We start from the raw sequence: 15,940 nt of genomic DNA, 5'->3' as shown, positions 1-15,940 counted from the left end.
GGGCGAAGCCCGAAGTATCCGAAACGATAACAAAGCTTATGTTCAGCGTGAGATTCCTCGCTTTGCTCGGAATTCAGACGACGGCGTGAGATCCTTCGGCTCCGGCTTCGCCTTCGCTCAGGATGACACGAACGCGGCGCTCCGGCTCGCTCGGGATGACACGAACGCGGCGCTTCGCGTTACGCCAGACTGCTTTCGTCCGCGAGCTTGGCGGCGACGCGGAGGATCGCCAGCGCGTCGGAAACGGTGATCGCGTTATCGCCGTCGATATCGCCGATCGCGATCGCCTCGTCAGTCTCCTCCGCGAGCTTCGCGGCGATGCGGAGCGCGGCGAGCGCGTCCGCGACGGTGATCTCGCCGTCCCCGTCCATATCGCCCTTCGTAACGTCCGGCTTCGCCGGCGGTACGCAGCGGACGGAGAAATCGTCGAGGTACAGGCGTAACATACCCGTCGTGTCGGCGTGGGAGACGCATATTCTGAGCCACTTGCCGTTCAGCCTCTCGGGCAGGGCGACGGTGAACTTCCGCCACTCGTTCACGGTCGTCATCTTCCCGCTCAGCAGCGTCGGGACCGATTCGCCGTAGCGGATATAGCTGACGGTGAAACTCTCGGCGAAGTCGGTCGCGTTTGAGCCGCGCGCCCAGAACGAAACGGTCGTTTCGCCCTCGGCGGGCACGAATATATACGGGGTGACGAGCCAGTTGTTCGGCGTCAGATCGTGGCCGTCATAGTAGGATTCGGAGCAGACCGCGCCGGTTCCGCCGTGCGAAAGCGGGCTGTCGGCGAGTGTGCCCGCGGGGTTGGCGTAGAACCAGTTGAGGCCGTCGCCGTCCATATCATGCCGCGTCCAGTCGTTATCGAAGGGATCCGTCTCGAAATCGAAGGCGTATATCTCATACGGATCGGGCGCGTTGACTATCGAAAGGTCGTCCAGCAGGAGCTGATACTGCGCTTTTTTGTTGTAGTGCTCGATAATCAGATAGACCTTCCTGCCGGCGAGCGAGGATACGTCGAAGGCATACTCCTTCCATTCCCCGGTCGTGACGGTGGACTTGCTGTCCAGATAGTAGGTCTGGGCTGTGTTGTATTCGAGGTAAACTATCCTGAACTCTTCGCGGAAGTTGTTGTTGCTGTAGCCGCGCGCCCAGAAGCGCAGCGTGGTCATGCCAATATCCGGAATAGTGACGGCGGGAGTCCACAGCCAGTTGCGCGTGTTGAGCGGTCCGTCGGGGTTTCTGCCGTAAGACTCGGAAAACACCGCGCCGGAGCCGCCGTGCGCTTTCGGCGTATAGTTGCCTTTGAACTCCCAGACGTGCCCGTCTTTGTCCATATCGGTCTGCTGCCAGCCGCGCTGGAACGGGTCTGTCTCGAAGTCTTCGGAGAGCAGGACGTTCTCCGTCACGACGTTCTCGACCTCGAAATCGTCGAGGAGGAGGCGTCCGTCGTTATAGGGACTGTAGGGGGTGACGTGGGAGATTACGAAGTATACCGTCCTGCCCTTGAATTCGGTCACGTCGGCGGAGAACTTCTGCCACGAGGTCGTCGCCGTGCCCTCGGCGATGACGGTCGGCGCGCCGCCTTCCTCCTCGTCGACGTAGCAAATCCTGAATTCCTCGGAGGTGTTGGACGACGTGCCCCTCACCCAGAAGCTCACGGTCGTCACGCCCTCGTAGGGTATGTCGACGTAGCCGGAGCTGAGCCAGTTATTCGGGGAGAGCGGCTTGTTGTAGGTGAAGTCGTAGGAGTATGACATCACCGAGCCGGTGCCGGTGTGGAAATAGTCGCCGCCGGCGGGGTTGTGATGATACAGCCAGTAGTGATTATCCTGATCGATGTCGAAATTGCCCCAGGCGTGCGAAGTGAAGGGGTCCTCCTCGAAGGAGGTGGAGTAGAGCACCGTCCGGCGCTCGACGGCATCGTTCGTCCCCGCCGCCGCGGGAAGCGCGGCGAACGCCGGCACGAGCGCGAGGACGAGCGCGAGTGTGAGGAGTGCGGAAAGAACGCGTTTTTTCATGGTGTGTTGCTCCTTTTATGTTAAGTTTACGGGGATTGTTTGGGGGAGCGACGGGCGTCGGCGTAGGGACGAGCATTGCTCGTCCGGGCTCCCCTGTGTAAGGGTAGCTGGCGAGGGCGGCGGCCACGCCGTCCGAGACTGAGGGGTTGTCGCCGCCGCAAGGCGGCGCAGCGTTCGCCGAAGGCGAACTCATAACTCGCGCGAAGCGCGATCATAACTCTGAACTGACGCCAACGGCGTCATCTAAACTCAATCAGTTTACAGTTTAGAAGTATGATGCCGCCTACGACGGCAGTTATGAGCTCGCTTCGCGAGCACAACCCCTCCGTCAGTCGCTCCCTGCGGTCGCGCCTGCCACCTCCCCTTGCACAGGGGAGGCAGGCGGGCTCCGTTTCCCTCAAACAAAACAACGCCCCCGACGCGCGCAGTTTGACTGCGCCGTCAAGGGCGTTTGCACGCGGTTCCACCTTGATTTATCGCTTCGTTGCCCTTTAACGCAGGGGTACGGCGGCGCCTACTCTGCCTTCAACGCCGCGGCTGCTGGGAGCGGTAGAGCTTCCGGACGGACGGCGGCGTTCCAGCCGGACGTTTCGTCCGCGCCGCCTCTCTGGCGACCGTCTTGTCGGGTGCTCTTTTCCCGTCTTCGCCTTTTTTTATTTTGACTGATTTACGGCAAGACCAACACGGTTTTGACCGGCTGATTCCGCCCTGTTCTGCGTTAAAATGCTCGGCAATACACAAAGTATTGCCTTGCGCTTTTGCCTTGAACGGGCCAAAATCAGCTCGCTCAAAACTGCTTCGCACCTGAAAACAGGGGAAAAGGCAAGTCGGGACGTCCGTCAGGCGTATTGTCCTTGCCTTCAATCAGTCACGTTTTGTTTCGTACATTATCTATAATATACTTTTAACGCCGCTTTGTCAAGCGAAATCGGCGTTTGCGGTTGACAAAACCGCCCTTTTGGTGTAAAATACCGTGTATCTGTGATGCTATCACCCTTTTTTGGAGGAAAGAATATGAAAATCTACGAAGAACTGCAGGCGCGCGGTCTTATCGCGCAGGTCACCGACGAGGCGGAGATCCGCGACCTCATCAACAACGGCGGCGCCCGCTTCTATATCGGCTTCGACCCGACCGCGGACTCGCTCCACGTCGGGCACTTCATGGCGCTCTGCCTGATGAAGCGCCTCCAGCTCGCCGGCAACAAGCCCATCGTCCTGCTCGGCGGCGGCACCGGCTTCATCGGCGACCCCACCGGCCGCACCGATATGCGCGCGATGATGGACGCCGAAACGATAAAGCACAACTGCGACTGCTTCCTGAAGCAGATCGGGAAGTTCATCGAGTTCGGCGAGGACAAGGCCATCGCCGTCAACAACGCCGACTGGCTGCTCGACCTTAAGTATATCGACCTGCTCCGCGAGGTCGGCGCCTGCTTCTCGGTCAACAACATGCTCCGCGCCGAATGCTACAAGCAGCGCATGGAGCGCGGACTGAGCTTTTTCGAGTTCAACTATATGATAATGCAGTCTTACGACTTCTATTATCTCAACAGGCACTACGGCTGCAATATGCAGTTCGGCGGCGACGACCAGTGGAGCAATATGCTCGGCGGCACCGAGCTTATCCGCAAAAAGACCGGCAAGGACGCCTACGCCATGACCATCACCCTGCTGCTCAACAGCGAGGGCAAGAAGATGGGCAAATCCGCGAAGGGCGCGGTCTGGCTCGACCCGGACAAGACCAGCCCCTTCGAGTTTTACCAGTACTGGCGCAACGTCGACGACGCGGACGTAATGAAGTGCATCCGCATGCTGACCTTCATCCCGCTCGACAGGATCGCCGAGATGGATAAGTGGGACGCCTCCCGCGTCAACGAGAAGAAGGAAGTGCTCGCCTACGAGCTGACCGCCCTCGTCCACGGCGAGGAGGAGGCGAAGAAGGCGGAAGCCACCGCGAAGGCGCTCTTCTCCGGTGAAGGCGACGACGCGAATATGCCCACCACCTCCGTGCCCGAGGACGCCTTCACCGACGGCGCGATAGGAGTCGTGGACCTGATGCTCCTCGGCGGCCTCGCGACCAGCAGGAGCGACGCCCGCCGCACCATCGAGCAGGGCGGCGTCACCGTCGACGGCGAAAAGGTCGCCTCCTTCGCCGAAACGATCGCGAAGGAACGCCTCGCCGACGGCGTGAAGATGCGCAAGGGCAAGAAGGTCTATCACAGGTTCACGCTTTAGGCCTGTCATCCTGAGGCGCAATGCGCCGAAGGATCCCCCACCGTCAGCAGAACGTACGTCATCCTGAGCGAAGTGACGCGTCAGCGTCACGAAGTCGAAGGATCCTGAAGGTAACGGCATAACAAAAGAAAAAGTGTGTATTCGGAGTATGAGCGTTAACGGCTGCTCCGGATACACACTTTTATTTTTGACACGACCTCGTCTTTAAGATCCTTCGGCTTCGCTCCCGTTGGTCGCTTCGCTCAGGATGACAGACCGCCCGCTGCGCTGCGTGAGATCCTTCGGACTTCGCCCTCAGGATGACAGAAGCGCAGCCGTCTGCGAAAGACGGGGGATTCCTCGTCGGCTTCGCCTCCTCGGAATGACAGAACGCGCCGGAGAGACCCGCTTTACACCACCAGACGCAGGTTGTTGAGTCCGAGCGAGTTGACGTAGTTGGCGTCCTTGACCGTCTTCATTACCATGCGGATGCCGATGTGTGAGAAGGGATCGTCGTCGCGGTGGAGCTCCATATACTTGACGGGGTCGAAATTGACGCAGTTGTCGCGCAGACGGATGATGCAGTCGTCGCCGCGGATCGTGAGGCGCACGTCGATGCGGCAGTCGCGGCCGCCGCTCTTGCGGAAGCCGTGCTTGACGATGTTCTCCGCCATCTCCTCTATGCAGAGGGCGATGTGGCTGCTCTGCTTCGGGCTGCGCCCGTTGGCGCGGCAGAACTCGGCCGCCAGGCGCGAAGCCTCCACGGCGTCGGCGTCGTTCGTCACGACCGCCTCCATGCTCTCGCCCTCCTTCGCGCCGAAGTCGGCGGGGAGCAGCGAGAACGCGTCCGCGTTCACGGCGAATTTCTTATTCCTGATGAAGACGACGGCGCAGACGACAAGCCAGGTCAGCGTTTCGCCGCTGACGTAGCCGAGCCAGATGCCCGTCACGCCGAGGAAGCGGCTGAAAACGAACGCCGAGAGCGCGACGAGCGCGAAGTTCTGCATCACCGAGATCGCCTGAGTGAAGCCGCTTCTGCCGATGCCCTGATAGTAGTTCTTGAAGGTCGTGTTCAGCGAGCAGGGCAGCAGCGAAAGCGAGAACAGCCGCAGGCCCGCGACCGCGAGATCGCGCGCGGAGGCGTCCTCGATGAAGAGGTCGACTATCGGAGTCGCCGCCGCGCAGCAGGCGGCGATGACCGCGACGTCGAGCGCGACCGCCCAGAAGGTCATCGTTTTCACAAGCTCGCGCAGCGAGGTGCGGTCGGCGTCGCTGTAGAATATCGCCGAGAGCATCAGCGCGACCGAGCCGCAGCCGCCGCCGAAGCAGTAGCAGATGTTGCCTACCGTGGATATGACCGAATAAGCCGCGACGGCCGCGGAAACTCCGGTGCCGATCAGCAGCTTGTTATAGACGAAGACGAGCAGCACGAGCGCGACCTGATTTATCATCGTAGGCACGCCGTATTTCAGCAGCTCGGCGCAGGTCCTCCCCTTTATCAGCTTGCGCTTGAAGCGGAAGAGGCAGTCCTTTTTGAAGAAGTAGCCGATGCCGATGGCGAGCGCCGCGTAGTAGCTGAGGCTGGACGCGAGGCCCATTCCGAAGGTGCTCCATCTGACGACGAAGACGTTCAGCAGGTCGCCCGCGATATCCGCGACGGTCATCGCGATGACCGCGGCGACGAGGCGGCTGCGGCTGCCGGATATCTGCATATACGGCACCAGCATCTGCACCGCCATAAAGCCGGGCGCGCCGATGATGAAGCCGCGCATATAGCCCTTCGTCAGCTCGTAGACGTTGGTCCCCGGCTCCGCGCCGAGCAGCTGCGCGACCGGACCGGTGAAGGCGAAGACGAGCACGAGACCGACGGCGGATATCGCCGCGGTCAGAAACACGGAAACGGTGAAGCAGCCGTTGGTCGCTTCGCGGTCGCCGCATCCCATCGTCTTGCCGCACATGACCTGCACGCCGGCGGAGATCATGCTGCCGATCGCCGCGAAGACGAGCAGCAGCGGAGTCGCCAGTCCGTAGGCGGTCATCGCGTCGACCCCGAGGAAGCGGCCGATCATTATGCTGTCGATCAGCATACAGAGCGTGACCGTCATCGCGGACAGTATCTGTGTGAACAGCATCTGACGGAAAAGTTTTTTGATCATAGAAATTAACACCTCTCGAGTGTGATATATATTTCGCAGTCAAACGCGGGGCGCGGGAAGCCTCCCCTGTGCAAGGGGAGGTGGATTTCGCCGCAGGCGAAAGACGGAGGGGTTGTGCAGTCAAGCAGTCCGCTTTAAGGAAACCGACAACCCTTCAGTCTCGAAGGACGTTGCCCTTCTCGACAGCTCCCCTTCCCTTTGCAGAGCGTTTGTCATCCTGAGCAGAGCGATGCGAAGCATCGCGCCCGTAGGGACGAGCATTGCTCGTCCGCGCATTCTCGCACCCGCGCCGCCCTTTGTCATCCTGAGCGGAGCGACCGACGGGAGCGCAGTCGAAGGATCTTAAAGACGAGCTTTCCTTTTCAGCGAAAGCGCCGCGCAAGAAAGCGAAACGTAACCTCAGTTTCCGACTGCGCACTTTCCCGATAACACGACCGTTACCTTCAAGATCCTTCGACTTCGTAACGCCGCGCGTTACTTCGCTCAGGATGACAACGTGTGCGCTTACGTTCTGTCATTCCGAGCGCCGCGAACGCGCCGACGAGGAATCCCCCTCCCTTTGCAGTCGTCTGCTCCCGGTGTGGGATCCTTCGGGCTTCGCCCTCGGGATGACAGCGATACCGTCAGTTTACAGTTTACAGTTATGATCGCCCTTCGGGCGAGTTATGAGTTCGCCGGAGGCGAACGTTTTTCTCTCCCTCAGTCAAACGCTCCTTGCAGTCGCGTTTGCCAGCTCCCTCCCAGAGGGAGCCAAGGCCGCCTTGGGCGGCAATTTCACTGTCTCACCGTCAGGTGAGACAACACCTTCCCTATCGGCGCGTTTATCTCAAGGTCCTTTACCGGATCGAGCGGGTACGGCAGGTGCTCCTTGTTGATTATAACGAGGCGGTCGCCGCGGAAATAGCGGACGTAGCTCGCCGCGGGATACACCGTCAGCGAGGTGCCGCCGATTATCAGCAGGTCGGCGTTCGCTATCGCGGAAACGGCGCCGCGCACGGCGTCGTCCGGCAGCGGCTCCTCGTAAAGCGTCACGTCGCAGCGGACGATGCCGCCGCAGTCGCAATGCGGCACCGGCTCCGCGCAGTCGTAGATGAAGTCCGCGGGGAAAGGCTTTCCGCAGCGCATACAGTAGTTGCGCCGAGTCGTGCCGTGTATCTCGAAGACGTTGACGCTGCCCGCCTTCTGATGCAGGCCGTCGATGTTCTGGGTGACGACGGCGGCGAGCTTTCCGGCGCGCTCCAGCTCCGCGAGCTTCATGTGGGCGGCGTTGGGCTGAACGCCGCGCGCGTCCATCTTCTGCCGGTAGAACTCGAAAAAGACCTCCGGCTCGCGCACGAGGCAGGTGTGGCTGAGCAGGTATTCGGGGCGGTAGCCGTCGAACCGCACGTCGCGGACGTTGTAAAGCCCGTCCTTGCTGCGGAAATCCGGCACGCCGCTCTCGGTCGACACCCCCGCGCCGCCGAAGAACACGGCGCTCCGCGCGGAGTCGATGAAGCTCTGCAGCTTCGCGATTTTTTCGTCAAGCGTCATTGACATAGGTTTACCTCGTTTCAGCGCCGCCGGAGGCGGTCTTGCCTCCCTCTGAGGAGGGAGGTGGATCGGCGACTTGTCGCCGAGACGGAGGGAGAGATAACGATGACCCTCCTTATGTATATGCGTTGAGCCGGAGACGCGGAAAAGATAACTCGGCGTCTGCGGCACGAAGCCGCTTCTGAACGCATATTGGCGTTATCTCTCCCTCAGTCTTGCCGTCGCGTTGCTCCGGCAATCCAGCGTCTCGCCTGCGGGCTCGGTCAGGTCGCGGCTCTGACAGCCCACCGGGCTGTCATTCACTACCGCGCCCTCCGCTTCGCTACCTCCTCAGAGGGAGCCAAGGCAACGCGGCGTCATTTCTTCACAGGAAGCAGCATACGCGTCTGCTCCTTGTACTCCGCGAAGCCCTCTTTCTTCGCCTGCCTGCCGTCCGCCATCGGGATGCTGACGAGCAGGAAAAGCGCGGTGTTCGCGGCGGCGCCGAGCAGCAGCCACCAGTTCGTGTATACGGCGAAGACGGAAAGCGCGATACCCCACCACATCAGCAGCTCGCCGAGGTAGTTCGGGTGGCGCGAATATTTCCACAGTCCGCGGCGGCAGAAGGGCGCGTCGCGCTCCGCGCGGTAGCCGCGCATCTGGATATCCGCTATCCCCTGCAGCGCCGCCGCGCCGAAGCAGACGCAGACCGCCGCGACGCTCCAGAAGTTCGCCTCCGCGCCGTCGCGTATCGCGGTCGCGGCGGGCAGGACGCAGCCGTAGACGACCAGCGTCGGCACCATGTGTATACCGACGAAGTTTATTATCGGATAAAACCGCCCCGTCTTTTCGCGGAGCATGACGTAGCGCCAGTCCTCGCGCTCGAGCGAGCCGAAGTTCAGCGCCCAGTTCCAGGTCAGGCGCAGTCCCCAGACGCAAACTGCCAGAAGCAGCAGCGCCGAAAGCAGCGTCAGCCGCCGCGGGAACGCGTACGCGGCGCATATCACTATCGGCTGAACGCTCCAGTAGGGATCATAGACCGAGGCGTTCTTCAGCAGAACGCTGAAAGCGAAGGTAACGACCGTCGCCGCGACGTCCGCAGCCAGCAGCTTCACCCGCCAGTCGGCGTCGAACGCGCCGTAGACCGCGAAGCCGGCCGCGCCGGCGATAACGTATATGAGCGCAACGGCGGCGAAACTCGCCGCGGGCGATGATTTGAGCTTTTTCATAAGCCGACCTCCTTGACCGGGGGTGTTTTTTTGTCATTCCGAGGAGGAGGCAACGCCTCCGACGAGGAATCCCCCGGGCGAACGCGGGGCGTTCGCAGTGATATTGACGCTTCGCGTCAGTGATATTATCGCTCCGCGACAGTGATATTGCGGCTTCGCCGCAGTGATATTGACGCTGCGCGTCAGTTAAGGAGCAAATTGCCTGCGGCAATTTGAATTATCATTACGCAGAGCGTTTGTCATCCTGAGCGGAGCGATGCGAAGCATCGCGCCCGTAGGGACGAGCATTGCTCGTCCGCGCATTCTCGCACCTTTTATCATATTTTAACAGAAAAACCGACGGAATGCAACACCGCGGCGAATGTTTCTTTATATTTCACGCCCGCGCCTGCCGGACGCGGTGGCTTTGAACGCATCGAAGCCGCTTCCGGCGGGAAGCGGCTTCGTTATTTCGATATTCGCTTTTGCGGCTTATCCCCGCCGATCGCGACTGTCCGGCGCTTATCAAAAATCCCTTCCTCGCGGAAGGGATTTTTTTACCTGACGTTAATTACTGCTGCCGGCGTCGGCGCTTTCGCCGCTGCCGTCGCCTTCAACGACGCTGCTGACCGGCGCTTCGTCCTCACGCTCGCCGGAGCCGGAGGAACCGGAATCGCTCTCGAAGAAGCTGCTGTAGGTCACTTCCTCCTCCTCGGAGGACTCGGCGAGGCGGTCGCTTGAGGGATCCCAGCCGGCGTTGATCGCCGCCAGCTTGATCACCTTGAGGAAATCGCCGACGGAGATGGAGACGGAAACGTTCAGATCCGGCTCGCCCGGCACACTGGGGCGCGTTTCGTCGATATAGACGGTCTTCATGTTCAGCAGCTCGCTGACCTTCTTGCCGACCGCCCACTTCTCGAAGTTCTCCACCTGCTCGAACCATTCGAGCGAAAGCTTGCTGGAGGACTTCATGCCGTAGTCGTAGCCCATTTCCTTGGCGCTCTTGACGCCGTCGGTGGAAATATCGCCGACAAGGTAGCCGTTTTCGTCGACCTCGACGGAAAGCTCGTATTTGTCGAGCTTCAGCGAACGGATAATGTTTTCTTTGTCGATGGTGATGGAAGCGGTAAGCACGTTCACGCCGACGCTGCCGCCTTCAAAAGCGGGCTTCGCGGGCTCGGGCTCGCTGCTTTCTTCACTGCTTTCGTCCGAGCCTTCGCCGGAGGAGTCGCCGGAGGATGCGGGCTCGCCCTCCGCTTCGCCGCTCTCCTCGGAGGAGGACGGCTCCGGCTCGCTCGACGCGGAGTCGGGATCCGGCGCGGTTTTGAAGGTGGTGGAGGTCGTCACGATGGACGCCTGCCCGAGGTGAAGTCCCTCGGCCGCGCATCCGGACGTTGTGAAAACGATGGTGAGCAATATAGCTGCCGCGACGAGCACGGTCAGAAGTCTTTTCATTCGGAAAGCCTCATTTCAGCGGCGCACTCCGGCGCCGGATTTACAGCCGGTCCTCCCGGCCGCTATGAGGCTATTATAGCACAAAAAGTTACAAAGTCAACCGATTTTGTAACTTTTTTGTAACTATTTTGTAACTTATTCTTGTAAAGCGTTATATTATAACAGAAATATCTTTTTCCACAGGTGCAAAGGTTACAGCCGTTTTTCCGCAGATCCGCTTTTCCGGCGAAAAAAACGCCCTTAGCAGTGAAAAAACCGCCTTTTTGCACGGCAAAAACGCCGTTTCCGGCCGCTCGGACGGGCCGTCCCGAAGCGAAGGCCGGTCATTCGCCGATACTCAGCACCGTCGCTTTTCCGCCCGCGACTGTGAACTTCACCTGCCTGCCGGCGTAGGATAGGCCGTAGACGCGGCCGGGCTCGTCCTGATACGCGGGACGGGGGTCCTGCTCCAGCGCGGAAACGAGCGCCGCGAGCTTCTCCGGCGGCAGCTTCGCCGCCTCCGAAGGCGGGATCTCCACGCTGAGCTTCGCGCCCTTCAGCGCCTCGCCGAAGCCCCCTTCGGCGTGCGGAGCGCAGTCGGCGTAAGGCAGGTACGGCTTTATATCGACGATCGCCGTGCCGTCGGTCATATCCGCGCCCTCGACGGTGAGCACCGTGCCGAGGCCGTTCTCCTTCCCGACCTTCACGAGCCGCACGAGCGAAAGCCCGATCGGATTGGGGCGAAACGGCGAGCGCGTGGCGAAGACACCGACGCGCCTGTTCCCGCCGAGCCGCGGCGGGCGGACGGTGGGGCTGTACTCCTCCCCGACGCCGTCGAAAAGCCAGAGCAGCCAGAGGTGCGAATACTCCTCTATGCCGCGCAGCGCGTTAGCGTCGCGGAACTCCGGCTCGAAAACGACGCGCGAAAGCGTCTTCGCGAGCCCGCTCTGGCGCGGAACTCCGAACTTTTCCGGAAAGTCCCCGCGCAGCCGCGCAACGATTCTGAACTCCATAAGCCACGCCCTCCGAAACCGTAACGGTAAAACGACGGCTCCCTGCCTTTCACGCGCAGGGAGCCGCTTTGCATCAACGAGGATCAGTCGTCAAGATATTTGTCGTCGTAGTGGCGCCATCTTTCCATACGCTGCCGCTCCTGCACGGAGTGGTAGATGAAGAAAGCCGCCGCCGCGCACGCGAGGAGGAAGGCGCATATACCTCCGACTATCCACCCGGTCTTGCTGCTCTTCTCTTTCATAATAACGCCTCCTTCGACTCATTCGCGCATACGCGCTTCATTACGTATATATTATGCACTATCGCGGGCGCGATGTCAACCCTTTTTTCGCCTGTTTTGAGAATAATCTTCGCCGCCGGCGGCAAAATAGTTCCGTATAAAACGCAACGGAGGCGCAACCTATGAAGAATATCAACGAAAACGCACGCCGCGAGCTGAAAAAGCACCTGATAAGGCTCGTCGCGGCGGGGGTGCTGCTCGCCTTCGCGGTGGGAGCGGCGTTCGGCGCGGCGGCGCTGTCGCGCTACGGCTCACGCGGAAGCGAGGTCACTAAGATACAGGAGAAGCTGAAACGCTGGGGCTATTACGACGGCGCGGTCGACGGCGTTTACGGGCCGAAGACCTACGAGGCGGTCAAATACTTTCAGCGCAAAAACGGGCTGACGGTCGACGGCGTCGCCGGCCCGAAGACACTCGCGGCGATGGGCATTTCAAGCGGGAGCGCGGGCGGCTCGGCGTCCGCCGCCGGCGGATACGGCGGCTACGGCGCCGCGGACTACGAGCTGCTGGCGCGGGTCATTTCCGCGGAGGCGCGGGGCGAGCCCTATTCCGGGCAGGTAGCCGTCGGCGCGGTGGTGCTCAACCGCGTGCGGCACCCCTCCTTCCCCAACAGCGTCAGCGGAGTCGTCTATCAGGCGGGAGCGTTCAGCTGCGTAAACGACGGGCAAATCAATATGGCGCCGGCGGCTTCGGCTTACCGCGCGGCGAAGGACGCGATCAACGGCGTCGATCCCTCCGGCGGCGCGATATATTACTACAATCCGAAGACCGCCACGAGCAGGTGGATACGTTCAAGACCGGTGATATGTACGATAGGAGATCACGTCTTTTGCATGTAGCGCGGGGCTTCGCCCGCGTTTAAGGAAAAGCGTTCGCCTCCGGCGAACTCATAACTCGCCCGAAGGGCGATCATAACCGTAAACCGTAAACTGACAGCAAAGCTGTCATCCTGAGCGCAGCGAAGGATCCCACACCGAAAGCAGACGGCTGCAAAGGGAAGGAGATTCCTCGCTGCGCTCGGAATGACAGAACACGCAGCGCGGCAGCAAAAAAGGACGCCCTTTAGGGCGTCCTTTTTTTATTCTGTTTACCGGTTGCTCTTCCGGTTGAAAATTACTGTTCGATCTTCTCTTCGGCCTTCTCTTCAAACTCGGGAGCGTTGGTGGTTCTCTTGCTGACGAGGAGGTTGGTGATGATGCCGAGGATCAGCGCGCAGGCGATGGCGGTGAGGGTGACCTTGCCGAAGGTGATCGAGAGGCCGCCGATGCCGCAGATGAGGATGACCGCGACGGTGAAGAGGTTGCCGTTCTGGTTCAGGTCGACCTTCTGGATCATCTTAAGTCCGCTGACCGCGATGAAGCCGTAGAGCGTGATGCAGACGCCGCCCATTACGCAGTTCGGGATGGAGGCGAGGAAGGTCACGAACGGTCCGAAGAAGCTGATGACCAGGCACATGATCGCCGTGGTGAAGATGGTGACGACGGAGGCGTTGCCGGTGATGGCGACGCAGCCGACGGATTCGCCGTAGGTGGTGTTCGGGCAGCCGCCGAAGATCGCGCCCGCGACGGAGCCGACGCCGTCGCCGAGGAGGGTTCTGTGGAGGCCCGGATCCTCAAGCAGGTCGCTGCCGATGACGGAGGAAAGGTTCTTGTGGTCCGCGATGTGCTCGGCGAAGACGACGAACGCGACCGGGACGTAAGCGACCGCGAGGGTGGCGATGTAGCTGCCGTCAATGGCCTTGATTCCCTCAGAGAACTTGAGGAAGGTGAAATCCGGAACCGCGAAGACGGTCAGATCCTTGAACGCGTCAAAGTTGATGACTTTCAGCAGGTCGTTGCCGGTGGCGTTGCCGATGAGGGTGAAGATCGTGGCGGCGATGTAGCCGGCGACGATGCCGATGATGAAGGGGATGAGCTTGCCCATCTTCTTGCCGTAGACCGAGCAGAGCACGACGGTGAAGAGGGTGATCAGTCCGCAGAGGATGCAGATGTAGGGGCTGGCGACGGAAGCGCCGTCAACCATGACCTTGCCGACCTGCAGATCGCCGACGGCGTTGCCGGCGAGCGAAAGGCCGATTATCGAAACGGTGGGGCCGATGACGACCGCGGGCATGAGCTTGTTGATCCACTTGACGCCCGCGAACTTGACTACCAGAGCGATGACGACGTAGACGAGACCGGCGAAGGCCGCGCCGATGATGAGACCGACGTAGCCGGCGGCCGCGGAAGCCGCTCCGCCGAAGGCCGCGAACATCGAGCCGATGAACGCGAAGGAGCTGCCCAGGAAGACCGGGCTGCGGAACTTGGTGAAGCAAAGGTACACGAGAGTGCCGATGCCCGCGCCGAAGAGAGCCGCGGACTGGGACATGCCGTTGCCGACGATTGCCGGAACGGCGATGGTGGCGGCGAGGATCGCCAGCACCTGCTGCAGCGCGAAGATCAGCGTTTTGCCGAACCCGGGCTTGTCTTTGACTTGGTAAGTCAGATTCATAGTTTTGTCCTCCGTTTTTTTATTTTTGATTTTTCTATATCACGCGGCTTTTTCCGCAAAGATATACGACGTGTGTTTTGTTATCACGAAGCGCCTTGGGGCGTTTGTCATTCTGAGCGAGCGAAGCGAGCCGAAGAATCTTAAAGACGAGATTTCCCTTTCGGCGAAGCGCCGCGTAAGAAAGCGAAACGCAAAACCCGTTTTCCGCCGCACACTTTTCCTTTCACACACCCGTTTCCGACAAGATCCTTCGACTTCGCAGACTTCGTCTGCTCCGCTCAGGATGACAGCTATGCAAACAGCTGCAAATCGTGTGGGATTCCTCGTCGGCGGCGGTTTCACAGCCACCTCCTCGGAATGACAGAGGTCTGCTTATCTCTCCAGCAGCTTCACGCAGGTCTCGCCGTCGGTCTCGCGGAGGCGGACGGTGATTACCTCCGCCTGCGAGGTCGGGACGTTCTTGCCGACGAAGTCGGGGCGTATCGGCAGCTCGCGGTGGCCGCGGTCTATCAGCTCGAAAAGCTGTATCCGCGCCGGACGGCCGGCGTCCATGACCGCGTCCATCGCCGCGCGTATCGTGCGGCCGGTGTAGATGACGTCGTCGCAGAGGACGACCGTCTTATCCTCGACCGAGAAGGGTATCTGCGGATCGCGCACTATGGGCGAATCCGCGACTCTCGTCAGGTCGTCGCGGTAGAGGGTGATGTCCAGCGTGCCGACGTCCGGGGTCGCGCCGGTTATCTGCGCGATGTTCAGCGCGATGCGCTCCGCAAGCGGCACGCCGCGCGTCTTTATCCCGATAAGGCAGACGGACTTGATATCCGCGTTCTTCTCGGCGATCTGGTGCGCTACGCGCATCAGCGCGCGTTCGATCGAGATCGCGTCGAGAAGTATCGCCTTTTCACGCATAAGAAAAAACCTCCCTGCCGACAGGCGGAGAGGTTGCGTTCAAACATACGTAACCGCTGCGTCTTGCCGGCGTCTCTGCACCCGCTTAAAGAAGCATCGTTTGTGTTCGTTTTATGGAGCTTGCGCTCGTTTACGGTTAGAGTATAACACCGCGAAAAAGCGTTGTCAAGAAGTTTTTTGCGTTTTTTGGGAAAAATCGGCGAAAAGAGTCTGTCATCCCGAGCGAAGCGAGGGACCCCACACCTTTCGCAGCCGTTTGCATACGTTGTCATCCTGAGCGAAGCAGACGAAGTCTGCGGAGTCGAAGGATCTTGTCGGTAACGGTCGTGTTATCGGGAAAGTGCGCAGTCGGAAACGGGGGTTACGCTTCGTTTTCTTTCGCGGAGTTCCGCTGAAAAGGAAAGCTCGTCTTTAAGATCCTTCGACTGCGCGGCGTTCCGCCGCTTCGCTCAGGATGACAAAGGACAACGTGAGATCCTTCGACTGCGCGGCTTTCAGCCGCTTCGCTCAGGATGACAGAAACGCGGCGTTGCGCGTCAATCCCCGGACGAGCAATGCTCGTCCCTACGGGCGCGATGCTTCGCATCGCTCCGCTCAGGATGACAAACGCTCTGCGTAAGGATAATTCAAATTGCCGCAGGCAATTTGCTCCTTAACTGACGCGAAGCGTCAATATCACTGCGGCGAAGCCGCAATATCACTATCGCGGAG

Annotated in this window: 11 protein-coding genes; 2 read left to right on the top strand and 9 right to left on the bottom strand. The window is 60.4% G+C overall.

Annotated features, from left to right (window positions below; all coding sequences use genetic code 11):
* Positions 1 to 179: 179 nt before the first annotated feature.
* Positions 180 to 2,015 (bottom strand): choice-of-anchor J domain-containing protein, encoded by a 1,836-nt coding sequence (locus tag J5441_01460; GenBank protein MBO4933823.1) that lies wholly within the window; start codon positions 2,013 to 2,015, stop codon positions 180 to 182.
* A gap of 1,014 nt (positions 2,016 to 3,029) precedes the next feature.
* On the opposite strand from J5441_01460, the gene J5441_01455 reads away from it, so the two are divergent.
* Positions 3,030 to 4,250 (top strand): tyrosine--tRNA ligase, encoded by a 1,221-nt coding sequence (locus tag J5441_01455; protein ID MBO4933822.1) that lies wholly within the window; start codon positions 3,030 to 3,032, stop codon positions 4,248 to 4,250.
* Positions 4,251 to 4,639: 389 nt separating this feature from the next.
* Here J5441_01455 and J5441_01450 read toward each other — a convergent pair whose 3' ends face one another.
* From J5441_01450 to J5441_01425, 6 genes are all read right to left on the bottom strand, one after another.
* A complete protein-coding gene (locus tag J5441_01450) occupies positions 4,640 to 6,385 on the bottom strand; it encodes an ATP-binding protein (GenBank protein ID MBO4933821.1) in 1,746 nt (581 codons plus the stop codon).
* Between the two features lie 774 nt (positions 6,386 to 7,159).
* Complete coding sequence (locus tag J5441_01445) at positions 7,160 to 7,915, bottom strand: NAD-dependent protein deacylase (GenBank protein MBO4933820.1); 756 nt, start codon at positions 7,913 to 7,915, stop codon at positions 7,160 to 7,162.
* Positions 7,916 to 8,271: 356 nt separating this feature from the next.
* Positions 8,272 to 9,123, bottom strand: a complete 852-nt coding sequence (locus J5441_01440; protein ID MBO4933819.1) for a DUF1295 domain-containing protein — start codon at positions 9,121 to 9,123, stop codon at positions 8,272 to 8,274.
* Between the two features lie 546 nt (positions 9,124 to 9,669).
* Positions 9,670 to 10,557 (bottom strand): hypothetical protein, encoded by an 888-nt coding sequence (locus J5441_01435; protein ID MBO4933818.1) that lies wholly within the window; start codon positions 10,555 to 10,557, stop codon positions 9,670 to 9,672.
* Between the two features lie 323 nt (positions 10,558 to 10,880).
* Positions 10,881 to 11,549, bottom strand: a complete 669-nt coding sequence (gene tsaA, locus J5441_01430) for a tRNA (N6-threonylcarbamoyladenosine(37)-N6)-methyltransferase TrmO (protein ID MBO4933817.1) — start codon at positions 11,547 to 11,549, stop codon at positions 10,881 to 10,883.
* Between the two features lie 83 nt (positions 11,550 to 11,632).
* Entirely contained in the window at positions 11,633 to 11,791 is a 159-nt protein-coding gene (locus tag J5441_01425) for a hypothetical protein (GenBank protein ID MBO4933816.1), read from the bottom strand.
* A 161-nt stretch (positions 11,792 to 11,952) separates the two neighbouring features.
* Between J5441_01425 and sleB the strand changes: the two genes are divergently transcribed.
* Positions 11,953 to 12,669, top strand: coding sequence for a spore cortex-lytic enzyme (sleB, locus tag J5441_01420; GenBank protein MBO4933815.1), 717 nt, complete (start codon positions 11,953 to 11,955; stop codon positions 12,667 to 12,669).
* Positions 12,670 to 12,943: 274 nt separating this feature from the next.
* Here the strand turns inward: sleB and J5441_01415 are convergent, their stop codons facing one another.
* Positions 12,944 to 14,320: a uracil-xanthine permease gene (locus tag J5441_01415; GenBank protein ID MBO4933814.1), complete on the bottom strand. Its 1,377-nt coding sequence runs from the start codon at positions 14,318 to 14,320 to the stop codon at positions 12,944 to 12,946.
* A 372-nt stretch (positions 14,321 to 14,692) separates the two neighbouring features.
* On the bottom strand, positions 14,693 to 15,229 hold the full coding sequence (gene pyrR / locus J5441_01410; GenBank protein ID MBO4933813.1) for a bifunctional pyr operon transcriptional regulator/uracil phosphoribosyltransferase PyrR: 537 nt from the start codon (positions 15,227 to 15,229) through the stop codon (positions 14,693 to 14,695).
* Positions 15,230 to 15,940 lie beyond the last annotated feature (711 nt).

The sequence above is a fragment of the Clostridia bacterium genome, from assembly GCA_017620395.1.
Classification (GTDB): domain Bacteria; phylum Bacillota; class Clostridia; order Oscillospirales; family RGIG8002; genus RGIG8002.
This window is presented reverse-complemented; position numbering and strand designations above follow the sequence as displayed.

Excerpts from the sequence above, each read along its gene's own strand:
- J5441_01460 (MBO4933823.1), bottom strand. The coding sequence starts at position 2,015 with ATGAAAAAACGCGTTCTTTCCGCACTCCTCACACTCGCGCTCGTCCTC.
- J5441_01455 (MBO4933822.1), top strand. The coding sequence starts at position 3,030 with ATGAAAATCTACGAAGAACTGCAGGCGCGCGGTCTTATCGCGCAGGTC.
- J5441_01450 (MBO4933821.1), bottom strand. The coding sequence starts at position 6,385 with ATGATCAAAAAACTTTTCCGTCAGATGCTGTTCACACAGATACTGTCC.
- J5441_01445 (MBO4933820.1), bottom strand. The coding sequence starts at position 7,915 with ATGACGCTTGACGAAAAAATCGCGAAGCTGCAGAGCTTCATCGACTCC.
- J5441_01440 (MBO4933819.1), bottom strand. The coding sequence starts at position 9,123 with ATGAAAAAGCTCAAATCATCGCCCGCGGCGAGTTTCGCCGCCGTTGCG.
- J5441_01435 (MBO4933818.1), bottom strand. The coding sequence starts at position 10,557 with ATGAAAAGACTTCTGACCGTGCTCGTCGCGGCAGCTATATTGCTCACC.
- tsaA (MBO4933817.1), bottom strand. The coding sequence starts at position 11,549 with ATGGAGTTCAGAATCGTTGCGCGGCTGCGCGGGGACTTTCCGGAAAAG.
- J5441_01425 (MBO4933816.1), bottom strand. The coding sequence starts at position 11,791 with ATGAAAGAGAAGAGCAGCAAGACCGGGTGGATAGTCGGAGGTATATGC.
- sleB (MBO4933815.1), top strand. The coding sequence starts at position 11,953 with ATGAAGAATATCAACGAAAACGCACGCCGCGAGCTGAAAAAGCACCTG.
- J5441_01415 (MBO4933814.1), bottom strand. The coding sequence starts at position 14,320 with ATGAATCTGACTTACCAAGTCAAAGACAAGCCCGGGTTCGGCAAAACG.
- pyrR (MBO4933813.1), bottom strand. The coding sequence starts at position 15,229 with ATGCGTGAAAAGGCGATACTTCTCGACGCGATCTCGATCGAACGCGCG.